The organism is Streptomyces sp. SAI-135 (genome assembly GCF_029893805.1).
Taxonomy (GTDB): domain Bacteria; phylum Actinomycetota; class Actinomycetes; order Streptomycetales; family Streptomycetaceae; genus Streptomyces.
This window is the reverse complement of sequence record NZ_JARXYP010000002.1, coordinates 3,273,508-3,291,999: the sequence shown is the minus strand read 5'-3', so window position 1 is coordinate 3,291,999 and position 18,492 is coordinate 3,273,508. Positions and strand designations below refer to the sequence as shown.

The following is an 18,492-nucleotide window of genomic DNA, read 5'->3' as shown; positions in this document are numbered from 1 at the left end:
GTGGCAGAATCAAACGGCCGGAAGGGGGCGCGGCCCGACGGGAGGGAGTAGTGATGCCTGCGAGCATCCTCGCGGAGGTCGGCCACCTCCGCGAAGCGGCGTCGACACGGGACACGACAGTCCGCCTCATCTGCCCTTCCTGCGGTTCCGTCCACGTGGCCCAAGTACTTGGCGACAACGGCGGGATCTCCTACGTGTGCACGGCCTGCGGCCACAGCTGGAGCTGATCGATGGGTGCACACAGGCGAAAGTGCGACTGGTGCGGCAGCGGGACGCCGATCGTGCGGGACATGGAGCCGGTCAATCCCGACTACCAGTACTGGTGCGAGGAGTGCGCGCGGGCGCTGATCATAAAAGGCGACCCCATCGAGACGTACCGCGAACTGGAGGGCGAACCGATCTACGGGCGTCTTCTTGAGGAGCACTGCACACTCAAACGTTTCTACTCGTTCGTCACTGCTTGAGCCGGGAAACGATTTGGTGTTCCACCCGGGTGACCGTGTAATGTTGGCACCGCCGCCGGGGGAACCGGGCGGAACACCAAGCAAGGGGCTATAGCTCAGTTGGTAGAGCACCTGCATGGCATGCAGGGGGTCAGGAGTTCAAATCTCCTTAGCTCCACAGAAAGATCCCGCCGGGTCGTCTCGATCCGGCGGGATCTGCTTGTTTCCAGAGGAAGTTACGACAGAGGGGGCCACCCGATCCGGGTGGCCCCCTCTGTCGTCCGCTGTCTGCCTCAGCGGCCCAGCGCACGCCTTCCGCGGCCCTGGGACAGGACCGGCAGGTTGCGGGTGGGGCCCTTGTCGCGCGGGGTCTCCTCCTCCAGGCGCAGGGCGAGCGCGGGGCAGCGGCGCACCGCGCGTAGAGCCTTCGCCTCGGCGTAGCGCGGCACCTGGGCCTGGGCGACCGTCGGGAAGCCGTCGGCGCCGAGTTCGAAGACCTCGGGGAGGATGTCGGCGCACAGGCCGTGGCCCCGGCACAGCGTCCAGTCGACGTAGATCTTCTGACGGCTGGGGCCGTTCTCCTCGGCCTCGCCGCCGCCCGGGATGCCCGTCGGCAGCTTGCCGCCCTCGAAGAGCGGCAGAACTCCCTCCACGGGCCGTCCGCAGCCGTTGCCGAGGACATGGGCGGCCAGGTCGTCCGTGAACGCCTTGATGGTCGACTCCAGGAACATCGCGGAGCCGTCCGGGTGCGAGCACGCGCCGCGCCGCTTCACGTTCTTGGCGACCTGCTTGAGCGCCTCCAGGGCGGCGGGCCCGCCGCCGTTGAGGATGTCCTCCATGCCGCGCGCGGCGGCCGGCAGACCGAGGTAGCAGGGGCCGCACTGGCCCGCGCTCTCCTCCGCCAGCCACTGCGCCACGCGCAGCGACTCGCCCAGCGGGCAGGTCTCCTGAGTGATCGGCAGGATCGCGCCGGCGCCGAGCGCGCCGCCCACGGCGTCCAGGGAGTTGCGGGAGACGATCGCCTCGTTGACGGTCGCCGCGTCGATCCACTTGCCGTGGTAGCCGCCGGTCAGCACACCCTGCGGGACCGGCGGAGCGCCGGCCAACTGCAGGACGTAGCGCAGCGGTACGCCCGTCGGGACCTCGATCACCATGGGGCGCGCCACGGCCCCGGAGACCGTGAGCATCACGGTGCCCGGCTCGTCGTACAGGCCGGTGTTGCCGTAGCGCTCCGGGCCGATGCGCGCGGCGATCGCGAGCTGCGCGAAGGTCTCCGCGTTGGACAGCAGGGTCGGCGCGCCGCCGACGCCGTTCTGCGAGGCACTGACCTTGCGGCCGGGCGGGATGGCCGGGCCGCCGTCGATGGAGCGGATCAGCGAGGCGGCCGCGCCGGTGACCATACGGACGGGATTGCGCTGCACGCGTGCGCGTAGCGCCGATCGGCGGCCGTTGCTCAGGCCGCGCTCGGCGAGGGCGGCCTCCATGGAGCGCTGGGTGGACTCCCGGGTGACCCCCACCACGAGCGTGCGGGCACCCAGGGCTTCGGCGGCCAGGAGGGCGCCGTCCAGGATGAGGTGCGGGGCGCGGTTGATGAGCACCGTGTCCTTGCGGCACGCGGGCTCGTCCTCGCTGCCGTTGACCACGACGACCGGCCGTACGCCGCGCTTGATCGCCGCTTCGGCGACCGAGCGCAGCTTCTTGTGGAAGGGGAAGCCGGCTCCGCCGCGCCCCTTCAGGTTGATGGCTTCGGAGAGCTTCGCGAGCTGCTCCCCGCCCATGGGTTCGAGCGGCCCGTGCACCTTCAGGTGCATGGGCAGGTCAAGTCGTTCGACAAGGTCGAAGCCCGACGTGAGCTGGGGAAGACCGACCACGCGGACTTCGGGTACGTCGGGCAGGGCCTCGTTCACCTATAGCCTCCGGAAGGCGTGTTCCAAGGTTCGCCCGGACCCGGTGAGTCGAAGTCGTACGACTGACCGGGCGTTGGATCAGTGGCGGGACCGCTGTTGTACGTGTCATTCGTGTTGTACGCGCCGTAAAGGGTGTTCGTCTCACCGGTGTCGCGCACATCACCTGACAGATAGCTGGCCGTGCCCGTGTTGCTGCCATATGTGGGGATGTTGTAACCCGTGTCCTGGAGCGGGTCGTAGGCGGAGGGGGGCGCTTCGCCGACCGGCGGCGGGGACGGGACCGGCCAACTGCCGGAGGTGCTGCTGTCCATGCGCGCGATGGGGTCCGTGGCGGCCTGCATGTCCATCGGCATGTCCATGCGCGCGGTCTGGCCGGTGTCGAAGGGCTGCTGTGCGCCCGGTGACATGGCCCGATAGGCGGCGGCGAACCCGCTGCCCGCGGGTTCCGGGGCCGCAGGGGCCTGGTAGGCGGGTATGGATCCGGTCTGGCTCAGGCCCTCGTAGCCCGGCAGGGCGGACTCGGAGCGCCGGCCCGCGGCCTCGGGAGCCCGGCGGCTCTCGCGGCCCGGTGCGGCGCTCTCCGCGGCCCTTCTGGCCCGGCTGGCCTCCAGTTCCTCGCGGCCCGGCCGCTCCTCGGCCCCGAGGAGCATGGCGACCCGGTCGGTGACCTTGCGCTTGAACGGACGCGGCGCCGAACGCAGCGCGAGGGCCGCTATGACGCCGAGCACGCAGAGCGCGTACATGTAGGTGAAGATCGGCGCCTTCACCGCACGCCCCGCGTACAGGCCGTGGATCAGTCCGGCGCACCAGGCCGGGTAGGCCAGCATGTGCATCGCGCGCCAGCGCGCCGCGACCGGGGCGGGGGACGCGAAGCGGTTGCGCAGGGCGCCGGTGATGCCGACGAAGATCATGAGCTGGCCGGCCAGGGTGCCGAGGCCGATGAGGCCCCCGCTGCTGCTGAAGCCGAGCCCGAACGGGATGAACGCGGCGATCCACGTCGTGTGCTCAAGGGTGAGTTTGATTCCGATGTGCAGCAGAAGGAACGCGATCGAGCCCACGGCGGTGATCCGGTGCACACCCTGGGCGACGATCCGCTGCCGGGTGTTGAGGATCAACCGGTCCTGCGCGACCAGCCCCCAGATCACGGAGCAGGTGAGGAGGACAAGCGCCACCACGCCCGCCCCGAAGTTGAGGAAGTCCTGGAGCCAGACGCCTCCGTACACCACGACCAGAGGGATGGCCAGCAGGAAGACGGCCGTCGCCACCCCGTAGGCCGACCGGCCCGTCCTGGGGAGCGTGTTGTTGCTACTGCGAGGGTTCATGGGGGCAACTCCGAGCGGTTCGGGAAGGCGGTCCCGCTGCCGCACTCTAAGTGGCGCCATACCGGTGGGTACGGCGTTTGAGTTATTGCGTTGTTATCAAACGGCCGTGGGGCTGTTGTGATGCCCCTTAGTAGCTGTTACGCGAAGTAATCATTGACCTTGGTTCAGTTCCTGTCGGATCGGACGGTGCGCTCGACTGCGGCGGCGAGTGCGGCACCCGGTGCCGAAGAGGCATACGTAAGCTCGTCGCGGCTTGCTCAACGGCTGCGGTACTCTGACGCCATGCGTGCCGTACGCCTTCTGCTTAGCGAGCCGCGCTGATCAGTCCCGACCACCGGTGAAGACGTGGTCGGAATCGGCGCGGCGTCCCCTCCTGTGCGAGGGGATTTTTCGTTTCCGGACGACACAGCCGCTGGCAGAGACGATCGATGGAGCTTTGAGGACATGAGCGAGACGAACCCCGCTGCCCCCGCCGAGGTGGCCGCGCCGCACCGCTACACGGCCGCCGTCGCGGCCGAGATCGAGGCACGCTGGCAGGACTTCTGGGACGCGAACGGCACCTATGCCGCGCCGAACCCCAAGGGTGACCTGGCGGGCGACCCGGAGGTCGTCGCCCGGCCCAAGAAGTTCATCATGGACATGTTCCCGTATCCCTCGGGTGCGGGCCTGCACGTCGGCCACCCCCTGGGCTACATCGCCACCGACGTCTTCGCCCGCTTCCAGCGGATGACCGGCCACAACGTCCTGCACACCCTGGGCTTCGACGCCTTCGGCCTGCCCGCCGAGCAGCACGCCGTGCAGACCGGCGAGCACCCCCGGGTCACCACCGAGGCCGCGATCAACAACATGAAGTCCCAGCTGCGCCGGCTGGGCCTGGGCCACGACAAGCGCCGGTCGTTCGCCACGATCGACCCGGACTACTACAAGTGGACCCAGTGGATCTTCCTGCAGATCTTCAACTCCTGGTACGACGACGAGGCGAAGAAGGCCCGCCCGATCGCCGAGCTGGTCGCCGCGTTCGAGTCCGGTGAGCGCGCGGTTCCCGGCGGCCGTTCCTGGTCCGCCCTGACCGCCGCCGAGCGCGCCGACGTCCTGGGCGAGTACCGCCTGGCCTACGCCTCCGACGCCCCGGTCAACTGGTGCCCGGGCCTGGGCACCGTGCTGGCCAACGAGGAGGTCACCGCCGACGGCCGCTCCGAGCGCGGCAACTTCCCGGTCTTCAAGGCCAAGCTGCGCCAGTGGAACATGCGGATCACCGCGTACGCCGACCGTCTGCTGGACGACCTGAACGAGCTGGACTGGCCCGAGGCCATCAAGCTGCAGCAGCGCAACTGGATCGGCCGCTCCGAGGGCGCCCGCGTCGACTTCCCGATCGACGGCGAGCGCATCACCGTCTTCACCACGCGCCCCGACACCCTGTTCGGCGCGACCTACATGGTGCTGGCGCCCGAACACCCGCTGGTCGAGAAGTTCACGCCGCAGGAGTGGCCCGAGGGCACGCACGAGGTGTGGACCGGCGGACACGCCACGCCCGCCGAGGCCGTCGCCGCCTACCGCGCGCAGGCCGCCTCCAAGTCCGACGTGGAACGGCAGGCGGAAGCCAAGGACAAGACCGGCGTCTTCATCGGCGCGTACGCCACCAACCCGGTCAACGGCGAGCAGATCCCCGTCTTCATCGCCGACTACGTCCTGATGGGCTACGGCACCGGCGCGATCATGGCCGTCCCGGCGGGCGACCAGCGCGACTTCGAGTTCGCGCGCGCCTTCGAGCTGCCGATCCACTGCATCGTCGAGCCGACCGACGGCCGCGGCACCGACACCTCGACGTGGGAGGACGCCTTCTCGTCCTACGACGCGAAGATCATCAACTCCACCGGCCGGGGCGTCTCCCTGGACGGCCTGGGGGTCGCCGAGGCCAAGGCGCGCATCACCGAGTGGCTGGAGCGCGAGGGCATCGGCGAGGGCACCGTCAACTTCCGGCTGCGCGACTGGCTGTTCAGCCGCCAGCGCTACTGGGGCGAGCCCTTCCCGATCGTCTACGACGAGGACGGCATCGCCCACGCGCTGCCCGAGTCGATGCTGCCGCTGGAGCTGCCCGAGGTCGAGGACTACTCGCCGCGCACCTTCGACCCGGACGATGCGGACACCTCCCCGGAGACCCCGCTGTCCCGCAACGAGGACTGGGTCAACGTCACCCTGGACCTGGGCGACGGTCCCCGCAAGTACCGGCGCGAGACCAACACCATGCCCAACTGGGCCGGCTCCTGCTGGTACGAACTGCGCTACCTGGACCCGCACAACTCCGAGAAGCTGGTCGACCCCGAGATCGAGCAGTACTGGATGGGCCCCCGCGCGGGTCAGCCGCACGGCGGTGTCGACCTGTACGTCGGCGGCGCCGAGCACGCCGTGCTGCACCTGCTGTACGCGCGCTTCTGGTCCAAGGTCCTGTACGACCTGGGCCACGTCTCCTCCGCCGAGCCGTTCCACAAGCTGTTCAACCAGGGCATGATCCAGGCCTTCGTCTACCGCGACAGCCGGGGCTTCCCGGTGCCGGCCGCCGAGGTCGAGGAGCGCGACGGGCAGTTCTTCTACGCGGGCGAGCCGGTCAAGCGCGAGCTGGGCAAGATGGGCAAGTCCCTGAAGAACGCCGTCACGCCCGAGGCGATCTGCGAGGAGTACGGCGCCGACACCCTGCGCCTGTACGAGATGGCGATGGGCCCGCTGGACGTCTCACGGCCGTGGGACACGCGCGCGGTGGTCGGCCAGTACCGCCTGCTGCAGCGGCTGTGGCGCAACATCGTCGACGAGGCCACCGGAGAGGTCACCGTCGTCGACGCCGAGCCCGACGAGGCCACGCTGCGCGCCCTGCACAAGGCGATCGACGGGGTCCGCCAGGACCTGGAGGGCCTGCGCTTCAACACGGCCATCGCCAAGGTCACGGAGCTGAACAACCACCTGACCAAGGCCGGCGGCGCGGTCGCGCGTCCGGTGGCCGAGGCGCTGGTGCTGCTGATCACGCCGCTGGCCCCGCACATCGCCGAGGAGCTGTGGCACAAGCTGGGCCACACCGGATCGGTCGTCCACCAGGACTTCCCGGTCGCCGACCCGCGGTACGTCGTGGACGAGACCGTGACCTGCGTGGTCCAGATCAAGGGCAAGGTCAAGGCCCGCCTGGAGGTCTCGCCGGCCATCTCCGACGACGAGCTGGAGAAGGTCGCGCTGGCCGACGAGAAGGTCGTGGCGGCGCTGGACGGGGCGGGCATCCGCAAGGTGATCGTGCGGGCGCCGAAGCTGGTGAACATCGTTCCGGCGTAACGCCCCCTAAGGGTCTCGTGCGGGCAGGTTCGGGGTTCCTCCGGAACTCCGGGCCTGCCCTTCGCGTTTACCTTGGAAGAACGGCAGGCGACCGCCGGCCGGTCGGAGGAGGAGCGTTGTGGAAGCAGTGATCGCGATCGTGGCCCTGCTTTTCGTGCTCTTCGTGGCGCTCGGCGCCTACGCGACGGTGAAGGTGGTCGGCGCCGCCAAGCGCGGCGTGGACCGCACCATCACCCAGGCCCGGCGCACGGTCGAGGACCACACCCTGCGGGCCAAGTCCTTCGCCCAGCTCGGCCCGGCGGGCGAACTGGCCCAGCTGCGGCTGAAGCTGCGCACCTCGATGCGGGCCACCCAGGACGCGCTGGAAGCGGGCGTCGCCGAGGACGAATCACTCAAGGAGTCCCTGGGCCTGTTCCAGCGGCTCAGCGCACACGGCCACGAACTGGACGGCGAACTCAAGCGCCTGGAGTCCGAGCCCGACCGGGCGAAGCTCGCCGAGCGCCTGCCGGGCCTGCGGGAGCGCACCGAGCGCATCACGGAGTCGGCGGACGCCCTGCGCTGGGCGGCCCGTGACCGTGCCCGCCGCTTCGCCGACGACGACCTGGACACCCTGAGCGCGCAGATCGACGTCGAGTCGGGCGCCCTGCGGCACTGGACGAAGACCGAGCCCGCCGCGACTCCGCCCCCGTGGCCCGAGGCGTCCGCCGCCGACGCCGGCCCCGAGCAGCAGACCTGGCCCGAGGCCCCACGCTCCGGCACCGCCGAGGAGCCGACGCGGCCCGCGATCACCCCGCCCGGCCCTCGCCCCACCTACCCCTGGCAGAAGAAACCCCGTCCCGAGAGCACGACTTGATCCGCACGAGGCAGGCCCGGGTGACAGGGGCCGGGCTGCCACCCGGACGCTACGGCAGGTAACCTCCAGCTCATGTCCCGCCATGTCGCGATCGTCACGGATTCAACGGCCTACCTGCCGCAGGGGACGATGGAGCGGCACGGCATCACAGCGGTACCCCTGACCGTGGTCCTCGGCGACCGCGCGCTGGAAGAGGGCACCGAGATCACGGCCCGCTCACTGGCCCAGGCACTCCAGAAGCGACGCCCCGTCACCACCTCGCGCCCCAGCCCCCAGACCTTCGCGGAGCACTACCGCAAGGTGGCCGAGTCGGGCGCGACCGGCATCGTGTCCCTGCACCTGTCCGCCGAGCTCTCCGGCACCTACGACGCGGCCGTCCTGGCGGCGCGGGAGTCGCCGGTGCCGGTACGGGTGGTCGACACCGGCATGATCGCCATGGCTCTCGGGTTCTGCGCGCTGGCCGCCGCCGAGGCCGCGGAGGCGGGTGGCACGGTGGACGAGGCGGTCACGGCCGCGGAGAAGCGGGCCGCGGGCACCTCCGCCTACTTCTACGTCGACACCCTCGACTATCTGCGCCGTGGCGGCCGGATCGGGGCCGCCCAGGCCCTCCTCGGCTCCGCGCTCGCCGTCAAGCCGCTGCTGAAGCTCGCCGGAGGGCGGATCGAGCCCCTGGAGAAGGTGCGGACCGCGTCGAAGGCCATCGCCCGCCTGGAGGAGATCGCGGCCGACCGGGCCGGCAGCGCGCCGGTGGACATCGCGGTCCATCATCTGTCCGCCCCCGACCGGGCGTCGGCCCTCGCGGACCGGCTGCGGGCGCGGGTGACGGGGCTGGCCGATCTGCATGTGAGCGAGGTCGGGGCGGTGATCGGGGCGCACACGGGGCCCGGGCTGTTGGGGGTTGTGGTCTCGCCGCGGTGAGCGGGGCGCACAAGGTCGAGATCGGGGTCGAGATCGAGATTGAGGGCGAGGGCGAAGGCGTAGAGGTGGGTCCGTCACTCGTTCGGGTGGCGAGGTTTTCCACAACCGGTGGGTAGTCCCCGGGAATTGACCAAGATCATCGCGAGAGTGCGGATGTGTCCGATCCTCGGCGCATGGCACTTCGATCACGTTCACGTACAGCGGCGCTGACCAGCGGGCCGGGTCGCGGTCCCCGTTCCGACGGACGCTCACGACACCGACGTCCGCCTGCCGACCGGGGCCGGGTCCGGCATCGGCACGCCGACTCGGCGGACGAGCTCCAGCGACGGGCGGAGGTGCTCTTCGCCGAACGGGCGGGGGAGCGGAGGGACTCGGGGAAGGGACCGCCGGCGGGCGAGTGGGCCGGGGACGGCACGGTGGTGGGGGATGGATCGGAACAGCTGGAGGGGGATGGCCGGGAACCCCTGACGGGGGAGCACCGCTCCGGCGTCCGGCGCGGCAGCGATTCCGAGGGCGGGGAATGGCGGGAGCGGGCCGGGCCGGCTCTGCGGGAGCGGATGCCGGTGTGGTTGCAGGCGCGGTGCGGGCTGGAGCGGCGGAACGTGGTCGCGCTCTCGGTGCTGCTCGTCGTGGCCGCGGTGTTCGCCCTGCAGCACTTCTGGACGGGCAGGACACAGTCCGTGCAGGCGCCCCAAGTGGTGCGCGCCGCTGCCCCGTTCGGGGAGAGCGGGCAGACCGGTGACGGAGCGAGCGGGCAGACCGGTGACGGTGGCCGGCGAGAGGCCGGCGGGGCGGTCGACTCGGGCGGGGGACCGGTTGCGGCGGGGTCGGCGGGGGCCGAGATCGTCGTGGACGTCAGCGGGAAGGTCCGTGAGCCCGGGATCCAGCGACTGCCGGCCGGCGCGAGGGTGGCCGACGCACTGAAGGCGGCCGGCGGGGTGCGACCGGGCACGAACACCGACACGCTCAACCGCGCACGGTTCCTCGTGGACGGCGAGCAGGTGGTCGTGGGCGGCCAGGCCGCACCCGCGCCCGTGACCGGCATGGGCGGTCCCGTTGCCGGAGGAGCGGCCGGTACGGCGGCGGCGCCCGTCTCGCTGAACACGGCGACCGTCGACCAGCTCGACACCCTGCCCGGCGTCGGCCCCGTGCTCGCCCAGCACATCGTCGACTACCGCACCCGGCACGGCGGCTTCCGCTCGGTGAACGAACTGCGTGAGGTCAACGGCATCGGAGACCGTCGCTTCGCCGATCTGCGGAATCTCGTACGGCCATGAGGCACGGCACGGGGACGCGGCGAAGGCATGAGGAGGAGGGGACGCGTGCACGGGCCACGGTGCACGCGACCTCGGGAAGGCCGCTCGGGGATGCTCACCCGCGGCAGGAGGGGCCCACGGATCTGCGGCTGGTACCGGCGGCGCTCGCGGCCTGGGGCACGGCCGCGCTGACGCTGGACGGGTCGTCGGGGTGGGTCACGGGGCTGGTGGCCGGCTGTCTGGTCGTCGCGTGCGTATTGCTGTCGGGACGGGGGCGCGCAATGCGCGGCCTCGGTGCGGGGGGACGGGTGCCGGTCGCCGCTGTGCTGCTCTGTGTCGCGGCGGCCGCCGTCTCGGCCGGGCTGCACGGAGCCGATCTGCGGCGGGGGCCGGTGCCCGCGCTGGCCCGGCAGTACGCCACGGTGACCGCCGAGGTGCAGGTGACCTCCGACCCCCGGCTGACCCGCCCCAGGATCACCGGGGACCACGCGGCCCCGACCGCCGTCGTCATCGGCGCCGACGTCCGGCGGGTGGAGACGGCGGACGGGAGGGTGCTGGCGACACGGGCACCGGTGCTGCTGATCGTCGACGCGCGGGCGGGGGCCCACGGATCCGGCGTGGACGACGTGCACACCGGTCGTCCCGGGAGCGGCGGGGCGGCGTCCGGCCCGACGACCGCCGTGGAAGGTGCCGCCCGCTCACCCTGGCTCGGGTTGCTGCCGTCCACGCGGGTGCGGGTCACCGCCCGTGCCGCGCCGGCGCTGGTCGGGGGTGACCGCGTCGCGGCCGTCCTGCGGGTGCGGGACCGGGGAGGTCCCGAGGTCGTGGGGGAGGCGTCGGGGACACAGAGGTTCGCGGGGCGGTTGCGGGCGGGACTGCGGGAAGCCACCGACGGATTGCCGGCCGATCCCCGGGCCCTGCTGCCGGGGCTGGTCGTCGGGGACACCGCGCGGATCACACCCGAGCTGGACGAGGCCTTCAAGGAGACCGACCTCGCGCACACGCTCGCCGTCTCGGGCAGCAACCTCACGATCCTGCTCGCCCTGCTCCTCGGTCCGCCAGGGCTCGCGCAACTCGCCGAGCGACGTGGGCCGGCACCTCGCCTCGGGGTGTCGCTGCGGGCGACCGCGCTGCTCGGCGCCGGACTCACCCTGGGATTCGTCGTGGTGTGCCGTCCGGACCCGAGCGTGCTGCGGGCCGCGGCCTGCGGGGCCGTGGCGCTGCTCGCCCTCGCGACCGGACGCCGCAGATCGCTGATCCCGGCGCTGGCGACGGCCGTACTGCTGCTGGTGCTGTACGACCCGTGGCTGGCGCGCAGTTACGGCTTCCTGCTCTCCGTACTGGCCACCGGGGCCCTGCTCACGCTCGCGCCGCGCTGGAGCCTGGCGTTGCGTCGGCGCCGGGTGCCGCCGCGGTTGGCGGAGGCGCTGGCCGCCGCTGCCGCCGCTCAGGCCCTGTGCGCACCGGTGGTCGCCGTGCTGTCGGCGCGGGTGAGCCTGGTGGCGGTGCCGTGCAATCTGCTCGTGGAGTTCGCGGTCGCCCCGGCCACGGTGCTGGGCTTCGCGGCGCTGGCGACGGCACCCTTGGCGATGCCGGTGGCCAAGGCGCTGGCCTGGTGTGCGAGTTGGCCGGCCGGATGGATCGCGGACGTCGCCCGGACGGGGGCGTCGCTGCCCGGTGGGGGAGTGGACTGGCCGGGCAGCTGGACGGGGGCGGGGCTGCTGGCTCTCGCCACCGTGCTCCTGCTGCGCGTCGGGCGGCGGTTGCTGCGACATCCCTGGTGGTGTGCCGTCTGCGCGATGGTGTTCGTGCTCGCGGTCGTGCAGCCGCCGCCGCTGACCCGGGTGATCACGGGCTGGCCACCACCGGGCTGGCGGCTGGCGATGTGCGACGTGGGCCAGGGAGACGCCACCGTGCTGGCGTCCGGTGACGGGACGGGCGTGGTGGTGGACGCCGGGCCCGACCCGGAACTGGTCGACGGGTGCCTGCGCACCCTCGGCATCACCAAGGTGCCGCTCGTGGTGCTGACCCACTTCCACGCCGACCACGTGGCGGGGCTGGCCGGGGTGCTGCGCGGGCGGTCGGTGGGGGCCATCGAGACCACGGGGCTGGAGGAACCACTGGACCAGGCCGAGTCCGTACGGCGGGAGGCGGCGGCCCGGCGCATTCCGGTCACCCGTGCCGTGGCCGGGGAGGAACGGCGCACGGGGGACCTGGCCTGGGAGGTGCTGTGGCCGCCGGCGGATCCGGCGGCGGTCGCGGCGGACGGACCCAACGACGCCAGCGTCACGATGCTCGTCCGGTCGGCCGGGCTGCGCTTCCTCCTGCTCGGGGACCTCGAACCCCCTGCCCAGCAGGAGCTGTTGAGATCCCCCGCAGCCGCACGGCTGGCCGGGGTGGACGTCCTCAAGGTCGCCCACCATGGTTCGGCCTATCAGGACCCGGAGCTGATACGCCGGGCCGCCCCGAGGCTCGCGCTCATCTCCGTCGGCGCCGACAACACCTACGGCCACCCGGCCCCCGGCACGGTCGCCGCGCTGCGGGCAGGAGGCGCGGTGGTGCTGCGGACGGACCGGGACGGGGCGCTGGCGGTCGCCGGGAGCGGCGGCGGAAAAGCGGACGCAGGGGCCGGTGGTGACGCGGTCGGCCGAAACGGCGGTGGTGGCGCGGGCGGTGGGGATCTGTGGGTGGCGCGAGACTGGAGGCATGAATCCCACACAGGTTGACGCATATCTCCGCCGCCTGGGAGCCCAGCACCCGGCGTGGCCCACCGTGGAGGTCCTGCGCGAGCTGCATCTGCGCCATCTGCAGACCGTGCCCTTCGAGAACCTGTCGGTCCACCTCGGCGAGGAGATCGTGCTGGAGGAGGAGCGGCTGGTGGAGAAGGTGGTGGGAGCCCGGAGGGGAGGGTTCTGTTACGAACTGAACGGGGCGTTCGGGGCGTTGCTGGCCGCGCTCGGCTTCGACGTCACTCTCCTCGCGGGCCGGGTGTACGGGGACGAGGGGCGGCTCGGGATCCCCCACGACCATCTCGCGCTGCGGGTGCGGACGGTGGACGGGGGCGAGTGGCTGGCCGATGTCGGGTTCGGGGCGCACAGCCACTATCCGCTGGCGTTCGGGGCGCGGGGTGAGCAGGAGGATCCCGGGGGCACCTTCCGGATCGTGGAGGCGGGGCCCGACGCCGCGGGGGTGCGCGGCGGGGACGGCGAGGTGAAGAGGGGAGGGGGTGACGCCGCGGACCTGGATGTCGTCGTGGGCGGCAGGAGCCAGTACCGGCTGGAGGTGCGGCCCCGGGTGCTCGGTGACTTCGCGGCCGGGGCCTGGTGGCACAGCACCTCGCCGGCCTCGCACTTCACCCAGTCCCTGGTGTGTTCGAGGGTCACGGAGGACGGCGGGCGGATCACGCTCAGCGGCCGGGTCCTCAAGACGACGGATGCGGGCGGGGCGCGGGAGGAACGGGAGTTGGAGACGGACGAGGAGGTGCTGGGGGTGTACCGGGAGCGGTTCGGCATCGGGCTCGACCGGGTGCCGACGGTGCGGCACCGCGAAGGGCACGGGTGAGACGGTCCTGGTCGGTCCGGCCTGGAAAAATGGTGTCGTGAGCGATGTGAGACATGTACTCGTGCTGCCCGATCGGGATGCCGCGGAGGAGGTCGTCGAGGCCCTCTCGGAGCGGTTCGGGGTGGACGAGGAGCCGCAGGTCGTACGGGACGCGCTGGCGGGGGAGGACGACGCGGAGGACGCGCAGTGGCTGGTGGTGCTGCGGGACGCGGCGGGGCGGCTGGATCCCGGGGAGCTGGAGGAGTTCGTGGGGGAGTGGGACGGGTGGCGGGAGGAGCCGTGACGCGGTGACGCCGTGACGCGGTGACGCAGTGGGGCGGCACCGGGACTTCCCGGAACCGTCCCGCTGCTCCCCGGCCCGGCCCCGGCCGACGCTGTCAGTGCCCCGTGCCATGCTGTACGCGATGGCCAAGAAGACTGCTCATGACGACCTCCTCACCCCTGTGACCCTTGCCGTGGGGCAGGAGGAGCTGCTGCTCGACCGGGCTGTGGGGGAGGTGGTCGCCGCCGCCCGGGCCGCGGACGCGGACACGGATGTGCGGGACCTGACCCCGGACCAGTTGCAGCCGGGGACGCTCGCGGAGCTGACCAGCCCCTCGCTGTTCGCGGAGCGCAAGGTCGTCATCGTGCGCAATGCGCAGGACCTGTCCGCCGACACCGTCAAGGACGTCAGGGCCTATCTCGGGGCGCCCGCCGAGGAGATCACCCTGGTGCTGCTGCACGCCGGGGGTGCGAAGGGCAAGGCGCTGCTCGACGCCGCGCGGAAGGCGGGGGCGCGCGAGGTCGCCTGTCCGAAGATGACCAAGCCGGCGGACCGGCTGGCCTTCGTGCGGCAGGAGTTCCGGGGGACCGGGCGGTCCGCCACACCCGAGGCGTGCCAGGCGCTGGTCGATGCGATCGGGAGTGATCTGCGGGAGCTGGCGTCCGCGGTGTCCCAGCTGGTCGCCGATGTCGAGGGGACGATCGACGAGGCCGTCGTGGGGCGGTACTACACCGGGCGGGCCGAGGCTTCGAGTTTCACCGTGGCCGACCGGGCCGTGGAGGGGCGGGCCGCGGAGGCGTTGGAGGCGCTCAGGTGGTCGTTGTCGACCGGGGTCGCGCCGGTCATGATCACCAGTGCGCTGGCGCAGGGTGTGCGGGCGATCGGGAAGCTGTCGTCGGCCCGGGGCGGGCGGCCCGCTGATCTCGCGCGCGAGCTGGGGATGCCGCCGTGGAAGATCGACCGGGTGCGGCAGCAGATGCGGGGGTGGACGCCGGACGGTGTCGCCGTCGCGCTGCGGGCCGTGGCGGAGGCGGACGCCGGGGTCAAGGGCGGGGGGGACGATCCCGAGTACGCCCTGGAGAAGGCCGTGGTGGCGATCGCGCGGGCCGCTCGGTCCCGGGGGCGGGGCTAGGGAGCCCGTCCGGGAGCCGGTGCGGTGGCTGTGGGCCGGTGGCGCGGTTTCCCGTGCCTGGGGTGGCTGGTGGGCCGGTAGCGCGGCTTCCCGTGCCCGGGGAGGGGCCATAGCGCGGTTTCCCGTGCCCGGGGGTGGGTGGGGCCCGTAGCGCGGTTTCCCGTGCCCGGGGTGGGTGGGGCCCGTAGCGCGGTTTCCCGTGCCCGGGGTGGGTGGGGCCTGTTGGCGCCGTTTCCCGTGCCCCGAGGCGGGTGAGGGCGGTCGGTGCCATGTCTGGACCCCGCTGCCGACCCCGAGGAGAATCGGACATGTCAGCCGAACATCGCCGGACAACGGAGAGGTGGCGGTCGTCATGGCTGAGCATCCGCACGCAGTGCTCGTTCGTAAGGGGTTCGAGGCGTTCAGTCGCGGGGATCTCGACACTCTGCGGGAGTTGATCGCGAAGGACGCCACGCATCACGTGCCCGGCAGTCATCCGCTCTCCGGGGACTTCAAGGGCCAGGACGCGATCATCGACATGTACCAGAGGCTCGGCCAGGAGACCCAGGGGTCGATGCGGCTCGAGATGCTGGGGATCGCCGTCGACGGGCGGGGGCACGCGGTCGGCATGTGCCGGGTCACCGCGGAGCGCAAGGGCCGACGCCTTGACGACACCGGATGCATCGTCTTCCGGATCGTAGGGGACAAGGTCACCGATCTCGACGAGTGCGTCGAGGACATCGACAAGAACAACGAGTTCTGGTCGGACTGAGACGCCAGGTGTGCCGAAGGCCCCGGCCGCTCCGCCCTGGGGAAGGGCGAGGTGCCGGGGCCTTCGGTTCAAGCTGGTCGGAGGCCACGCCCGCGTGGCGAACGCAGGCCGCGCGTGGCTCCTGTGGGCCGGTCGGGAGCGGATGAGAGAGGGCCCGCTCTGGGTCCTTCCGGCGGCTCGGTCCCGTGGGATTCCACGCGGACCGGTCAGATCAGGGTGTTCAGCCCTGGAGGGACGCGACCTTCGAAGCAAGCGCCGACTTCTTGTTGGCGGCCTGGTTCTTGTGGATGACGCCCTTGGAGACGGCCTTGTCGAGCGCACGCGCAGCAGCGCGCTGGTACTCGGTGGCCTTCTCGACGTCACCCGCGGCAGCGGCCTCACGGGCCTTGCGGATCGCGGTCTTCAGGGAGGACTTGACGGCCTTGTTGCGCAGCCGGGCCTTCTCGTTGGTCTTGATCCGCTTGATCTGGGACTTGATGTTCGCCACGAATGAGCCTCTACAGGTTCAGGCACGGAGCCAGGAGGATTCCGAGCAGAGGAGCAAGGAGGTCCCCGGGTTCCGTACCGGGTGATTTCTTGAAGGTGTGCCTCGCGCTGAGAGGGCATGAGACACAGCCACCCAGACTACCAGCGGCCCAGCGAGTGGCCCAAACCGGTCGCCGGTCCCCGCCCGTGGGACCATGGAGGCTACGTATCGATCCGACCCGAGACCGCAGACACTGCGGACGCCTCAAGAATCAGGACCCTGCGTGCCCGCGATCCCCAGCCACGTGCCCGAGCCGAGCCGTACCGACCCGGCTCTGATCCGCAACTTCTGCATCATCGCGCACATCGACCACGGCAAGTCCACGCTCGCCGACCGGATGCTCCAGCTGACCGGTGTGGTCGAGCAGCGCCAGATGCGTGCTCAGTACCTCGACCGCATGGACATCGAGCGTGAGCGCGGAATCACGATCAAGTCGCAGGCGGTGCGTCTGCCGTGGGCCCCCACCGGCGACAAGAGCACCACGCACATCCTCAACATGATCGACACCCCGGGGCACGTCGACTTCACCTACGAGGTCTCGCGGTCGCTCGCCGCGTGCGAGGGCACCGTCCTCCTCGTGGACGCCGCCCAGGGGATCGAGGCCCAGACGCTCGCCAACCTGTACCTGGCGATGGAGAACGACCTCACGATCATCCCGGTGCTCAACAAGATCGACCTGCCGGCCGCGCAGCCCGAGAAGTTCGCCGAGGAGCTCGCGAACCTCGTCGGCTGCGACCCCGACGACGTGCTCAAGGTCTCCGCCAAGACCGGGCTCGGGGTCGACGCGCTCCTCGACCGGGTCGTCAAGGACGTCCCGGCCCCGGTCGGTGTCGCCGACGCCCCCGCCCGCGCGATGATCTTCGACTCGGTCTACGACTCCTACCGGGGCGTGGTCACCTACGTCCGTGTCATCGACGGCCAGCTCAACAAGCGCGAGCGCATCAAGATGATGTCGACCGGCGCCACCCACGAGCTGCTGGAGATCGGCACCAACTCGCCCGAGATGCTGGGCGCCGACGGCCTCGGCGTCGGTGAGGTGGGCTACCTCATCACCGGTGTGAAGGACGTGCGCCAGTCCAAGGTCGGTGACACCGTCACCAGCCAGCAGAAGGGCGCCACCGAGGCCCTGGGCGGGTACAAGGACCCCAAGCCCATGGTCTTCTCCGGCCTGTACCCGCTGGACGGCTCCGACTACCCGGAGCTGCGCGAGGCCCTCGACAAGCTCCAGCTCAACGACGCCGCGCTCGTCTACGAGCCGGAGACCTCCGCGGCCCTCGGCTTCGGCTTCCGTGTCGGCTTCCTCGGACTGCTGCACCTCGACGTGATCCGCGAGCGCCTGGAGCGCGAGTTCGGGCTCGACCTCATCGCGACCGCGCCGAACGTGGTCTACCGGGTCGTGATGGAGGACGGCACCGAGCACACCGTCACCAACCCGAGCGAGTTCCCCGAGGGCAAGATCAACGAGGTGTACGAGCCCGTCGTACGCGCCACGATCCTGGCCCCCACCGAGTTCATCGGCTCGATCATGGAGCTGTGCCAGACCCGGCGCGGCACCCTGCTCGGCATGGACTACCTCTCCGAGGACCGGGTCGAGATCCGCTACACGCTTCCCCTCGCGGAGATCGTGTTCGACTTCTTCGACCAGCTGAAGTCGAAGACGCGCGGTTACGCCTCGCTGGACTACGAGCCCACCGGTGAGCAGACGTCCTCCCTGGTCAAGGTGGACATCCTGCTGCACGGCGACAAGGTGGACGCCTTCTCGGCGATCACCCACAAGGACGCGGCCTACGCCTACGGTGTGCGCCTCGTCGCCAAGCTGCGCGAGCTCATCCCGCGGCAGGCTTTCGAGGTGCCCATCCAGGCCGCCATCGGCTCCCGGGTCATCGCCCGCGAGACCATCCGCGCCATCCGCAAGGACGTCCTCGCCAAGTGCTACGGCGGTGACATCTCCCGTAAGCGGAAGCTGCTCGAGAAGCAGAAGGAAGGCAAGAAGCGGATGAAGATGGTGGGTTCCGTGGAGGTTCCGCAGGAGGCCTTCATCGCGGTGCTCTCCAGCGATGACAGCGCGGGATCGGGCAAGGGCAAGAAGTAACCGCGGGTTACAGCCGGTTGCCGGTTGAATCGGACCGAAAGGGGGCCCGTCGTGCGAAAGTGCGACGGGCCCCTACGCGTGCGTAACGTCGCGCTCTGTAGGAAGTGACAGGCCGCCGCCCCTTACCAACGGGTCGGTCGCGCTTTACTCTGAT

15 protein-coding genes and 1 tRNA gene are annotated in these 18,492 nt (G+C 71.2%); 13 read left to right on the top strand and 3 right to left on the bottom strand.

Annotation, left to right across the window (positions count from 1 at the left end; all coding sequences use genetic code 11):
• The first annotated feature begins 53 nt into the window (after positions 1–53).
• The 3 genes from M2163_RS19310 (at position 54) to M2163_RS19300 (ending at position 621) form a co-directional block, all read left to right on the top strand.
• Positions 54–227, top strand: a complete 174-nt coding sequence (locus M2163_RS19310; protein WP_107064274.1) for a hypothetical protein — start codon at positions 54–56, stop codon at positions 225–227.
• Between the two features lie 3 nt (positions 228–230).
• Entirely contained in the window at positions 231–464 is a 234-nt protein-coding gene (locus M2163_RS19305) for a hypothetical protein (RefSeq protein ID WP_003976229.1), read from the top strand.
• A gap of 84 nt (positions 465–548) precedes the next feature.
• Positions 549–621: transfer RNA gene (locus M2163_RS19300), tRNA-Ala, on the top strand.
• A 115-nt stretch (positions 622–736) separates the two neighbouring features.
• Here M2163_RS19300 and M2163_RS19295 read toward each other — a convergent pair.
• A complete protein-coding gene (locus M2163_RS19295) occupies positions 737–2,350 on the bottom strand; it encodes an NADH-quinone oxidoreductase subunit NuoF family protein (RefSeq protein WP_280851551.1) in 1,614 nt (537 codons plus the stop codon).
• Positions 2,347–3,672 (bottom strand): cytochrome b/b6 domain-containing protein, encoded by a 1,326-nt coding sequence (locus tag M2163_RS19290; protein ID WP_280851552.1) that lies wholly within the window; start codon positions 3,670–3,672, stop codon positions 2,347–2,349. The genes M2163_RS19295 and M2163_RS19290 overlap by 4 nt, the downstream gene beginning before the upstream one ends.
• A 444-nt stretch (positions 3,673–4,116) precedes the next feature.
• Here M2163_RS19290 and leuS point away from each other — a divergent pair, with 444 nt between their 5' ends.
• From leuS to M2163_RS19245, 9 genes are all read left to right on the top strand, one after another.
• Positions 4,117–6,987, top strand: a complete 2,871-nt coding sequence (gene leuS / locus M2163_RS19285) for a leucine--tRNA ligase (protein WP_280894560.1) — start codon at positions 4,117–4,119, stop codon at positions 6,985–6,987.
• Positions 6,988–7,105: 118 nt separating this feature from the next.
• Positions 7,106–7,840, top strand: a complete 735-nt coding sequence (locus M2163_RS19280; RefSeq protein ID WP_280894559.1) for a hypothetical protein — start codon at positions 7,106–7,108, stop codon at positions 7,838–7,840.
• Between the two features lie 72 nt (positions 7,841–7,912).
• Positions 7,913–8,758 (top strand): DegV family protein, encoded by an 846-nt coding sequence (locus tag M2163_RS19275; protein WP_280851555.1) that lies wholly within the window; start codon positions 7,913–7,915, stop codon positions 8,756–8,758.
• 173 nt (positions 8,759–8,931) lie between these two features.
• Positions 8,932–10,035, top strand: a complete 1,104-nt coding sequence (locus M2163_RS19270; RefSeq protein WP_280894558.1) for a ComEA family DNA-binding protein — start codon at positions 8,932–8,934, stop codon at positions 10,033–10,035.
• Between the two features lie 59 nt (positions 10,036–10,094).
• A complete protein-coding gene (locus M2163_RS19265; RefSeq protein WP_280897283.1) occupies positions 10,095–12,740 on the top strand; it encodes a ComEC/Rec2 family competence protein in 2,646 nt (881 codons plus the stop codon).
• Positions 12,721–13,575 carry an arylamine N-acetyltransferase gene (locus M2163_RS19260; protein WP_280894557.1) on the top strand — a complete coding sequence of 285 codons (855 nt, stop codon included), beginning with the start codon at positions 12,721–12,723 and terminating at the stop codon, positions 13,573–13,575. The genes M2163_RS19265 and M2163_RS19260 overlap by 20 nt, the downstream gene beginning before the upstream one ends.
• A 37-nt stretch (positions 13,576–13,612) precedes the next feature.
• A complete protein-coding gene (locus M2163_RS19255) occupies positions 13,613–13,858 on the top strand; it encodes a hypothetical protein (protein ID WP_037716977.1) in 246 nt (81 codons plus the stop codon).
• A 121-nt stretch (positions 13,859–13,979) separates the two neighbouring features.
• Complete coding sequence (holA, locus tag M2163_RS19250; protein ID WP_280851558.1) at positions 13,980–14,969, top strand: DNA polymerase III subunit delta; 990 nt, start codon at positions 13,980–13,982, stop codon at positions 14,967–14,969.
• Positions 14,970–15,321: 352 nt separating this feature from the next.
• Entirely contained in the window at positions 15,322–15,720 is a 399-nt protein-coding gene (locus M2163_RS19245) for a nuclear transport factor 2 family protein (RefSeq protein ID WP_280851559.1), read from the top strand.
• Between the two features lie 220 nt (positions 15,721–15,940).
• Here M2163_RS19245 and rpsT read toward each other — a convergent pair whose 3' ends face one another.
• Positions 15,941–16,207 carry a 30S ribosomal protein S20 gene (gene rpsT / locus M2163_RS19240; protein WP_125193247.1) on the bottom strand — a complete coding sequence of 89 codons (267 nt, stop codon included), beginning with the start codon at positions 16,205–16,207 and terminating at the stop codon, positions 15,941–15,943.
• Between the two features lie 262 nt (positions 16,208–16,469).
• On the opposite strand from rpsT, the gene lepA reads away from it, so the two are divergent.
• Positions 16,470–18,338: a translation elongation factor 4 gene (lepA, locus tag M2163_RS19235; RefSeq protein ID WP_280851560.1), complete on the top strand. Its 1,869-nt coding sequence runs from the start codon at positions 16,470–16,472 to the stop codon at positions 18,336–18,338.
• The last annotated feature ends 154 nt before the right edge of the window (positions 18,339–18,492 follow it).

Coding starts and splice junctions, on each gene's coding strand:
- M2163_RS19245 (WP_280851559.1), top strand. CDS start 15,322: ATGGCTGAGCATCCGCACGCAGTGCTCGTTCGTAAGGGGTTCGAGGCG.
- holA (WP_280851558.1), top strand. CDS start 13,980: ATGGCCAAGAAGACTGCTCATGACGACCTCCTCACCCCTGTGACCCTT.
- M2163_RS19260 (WP_280894557.1), top strand. CDS start 12,721: ATGAATCCCACACAGGTTGACGCATATCTCCGCCGCCTGGGAGCCCAG.
- M2163_RS19275 (WP_280851555.1), top strand. CDS start 7,913: ATGTCCCGCCATGTCGCGATCGTCACGGATTCAACGGCCTACCTGCCG.
- M2163_RS19270 (WP_280894558.1), top strand. CDS start 8,932: ATGGCACTTCGATCACGTTCACGTACAGCGGCGCTGACCAGCGGGCCG.
- M2163_RS19305 (WP_003976229.1), top strand. CDS start 231: ATGGGTGCACACAGGCGAAAGTGCGACTGGTGCGGCAGCGGGACGCCG.
- leuS (WP_280894560.1), top strand. CDS start 4,117: ATGAGCGAGACGAACCCCGCTGCCCCCGCCGAGGTGGCCGCGCCGCAC.
- M2163_RS19290 (WP_280851552.1), bottom strand. CDS start 3,672: ATGAACCCTCGCAGTAGCAACAACACGCTCCCCAGGACGGGCCGGTCG.
- M2163_RS19310 (WP_107064274.1), top strand. CDS start 54: ATGCCTGCGAGCATCCTCGCGGAGGTCGGCCACCTCCGCGAAGCGGCG.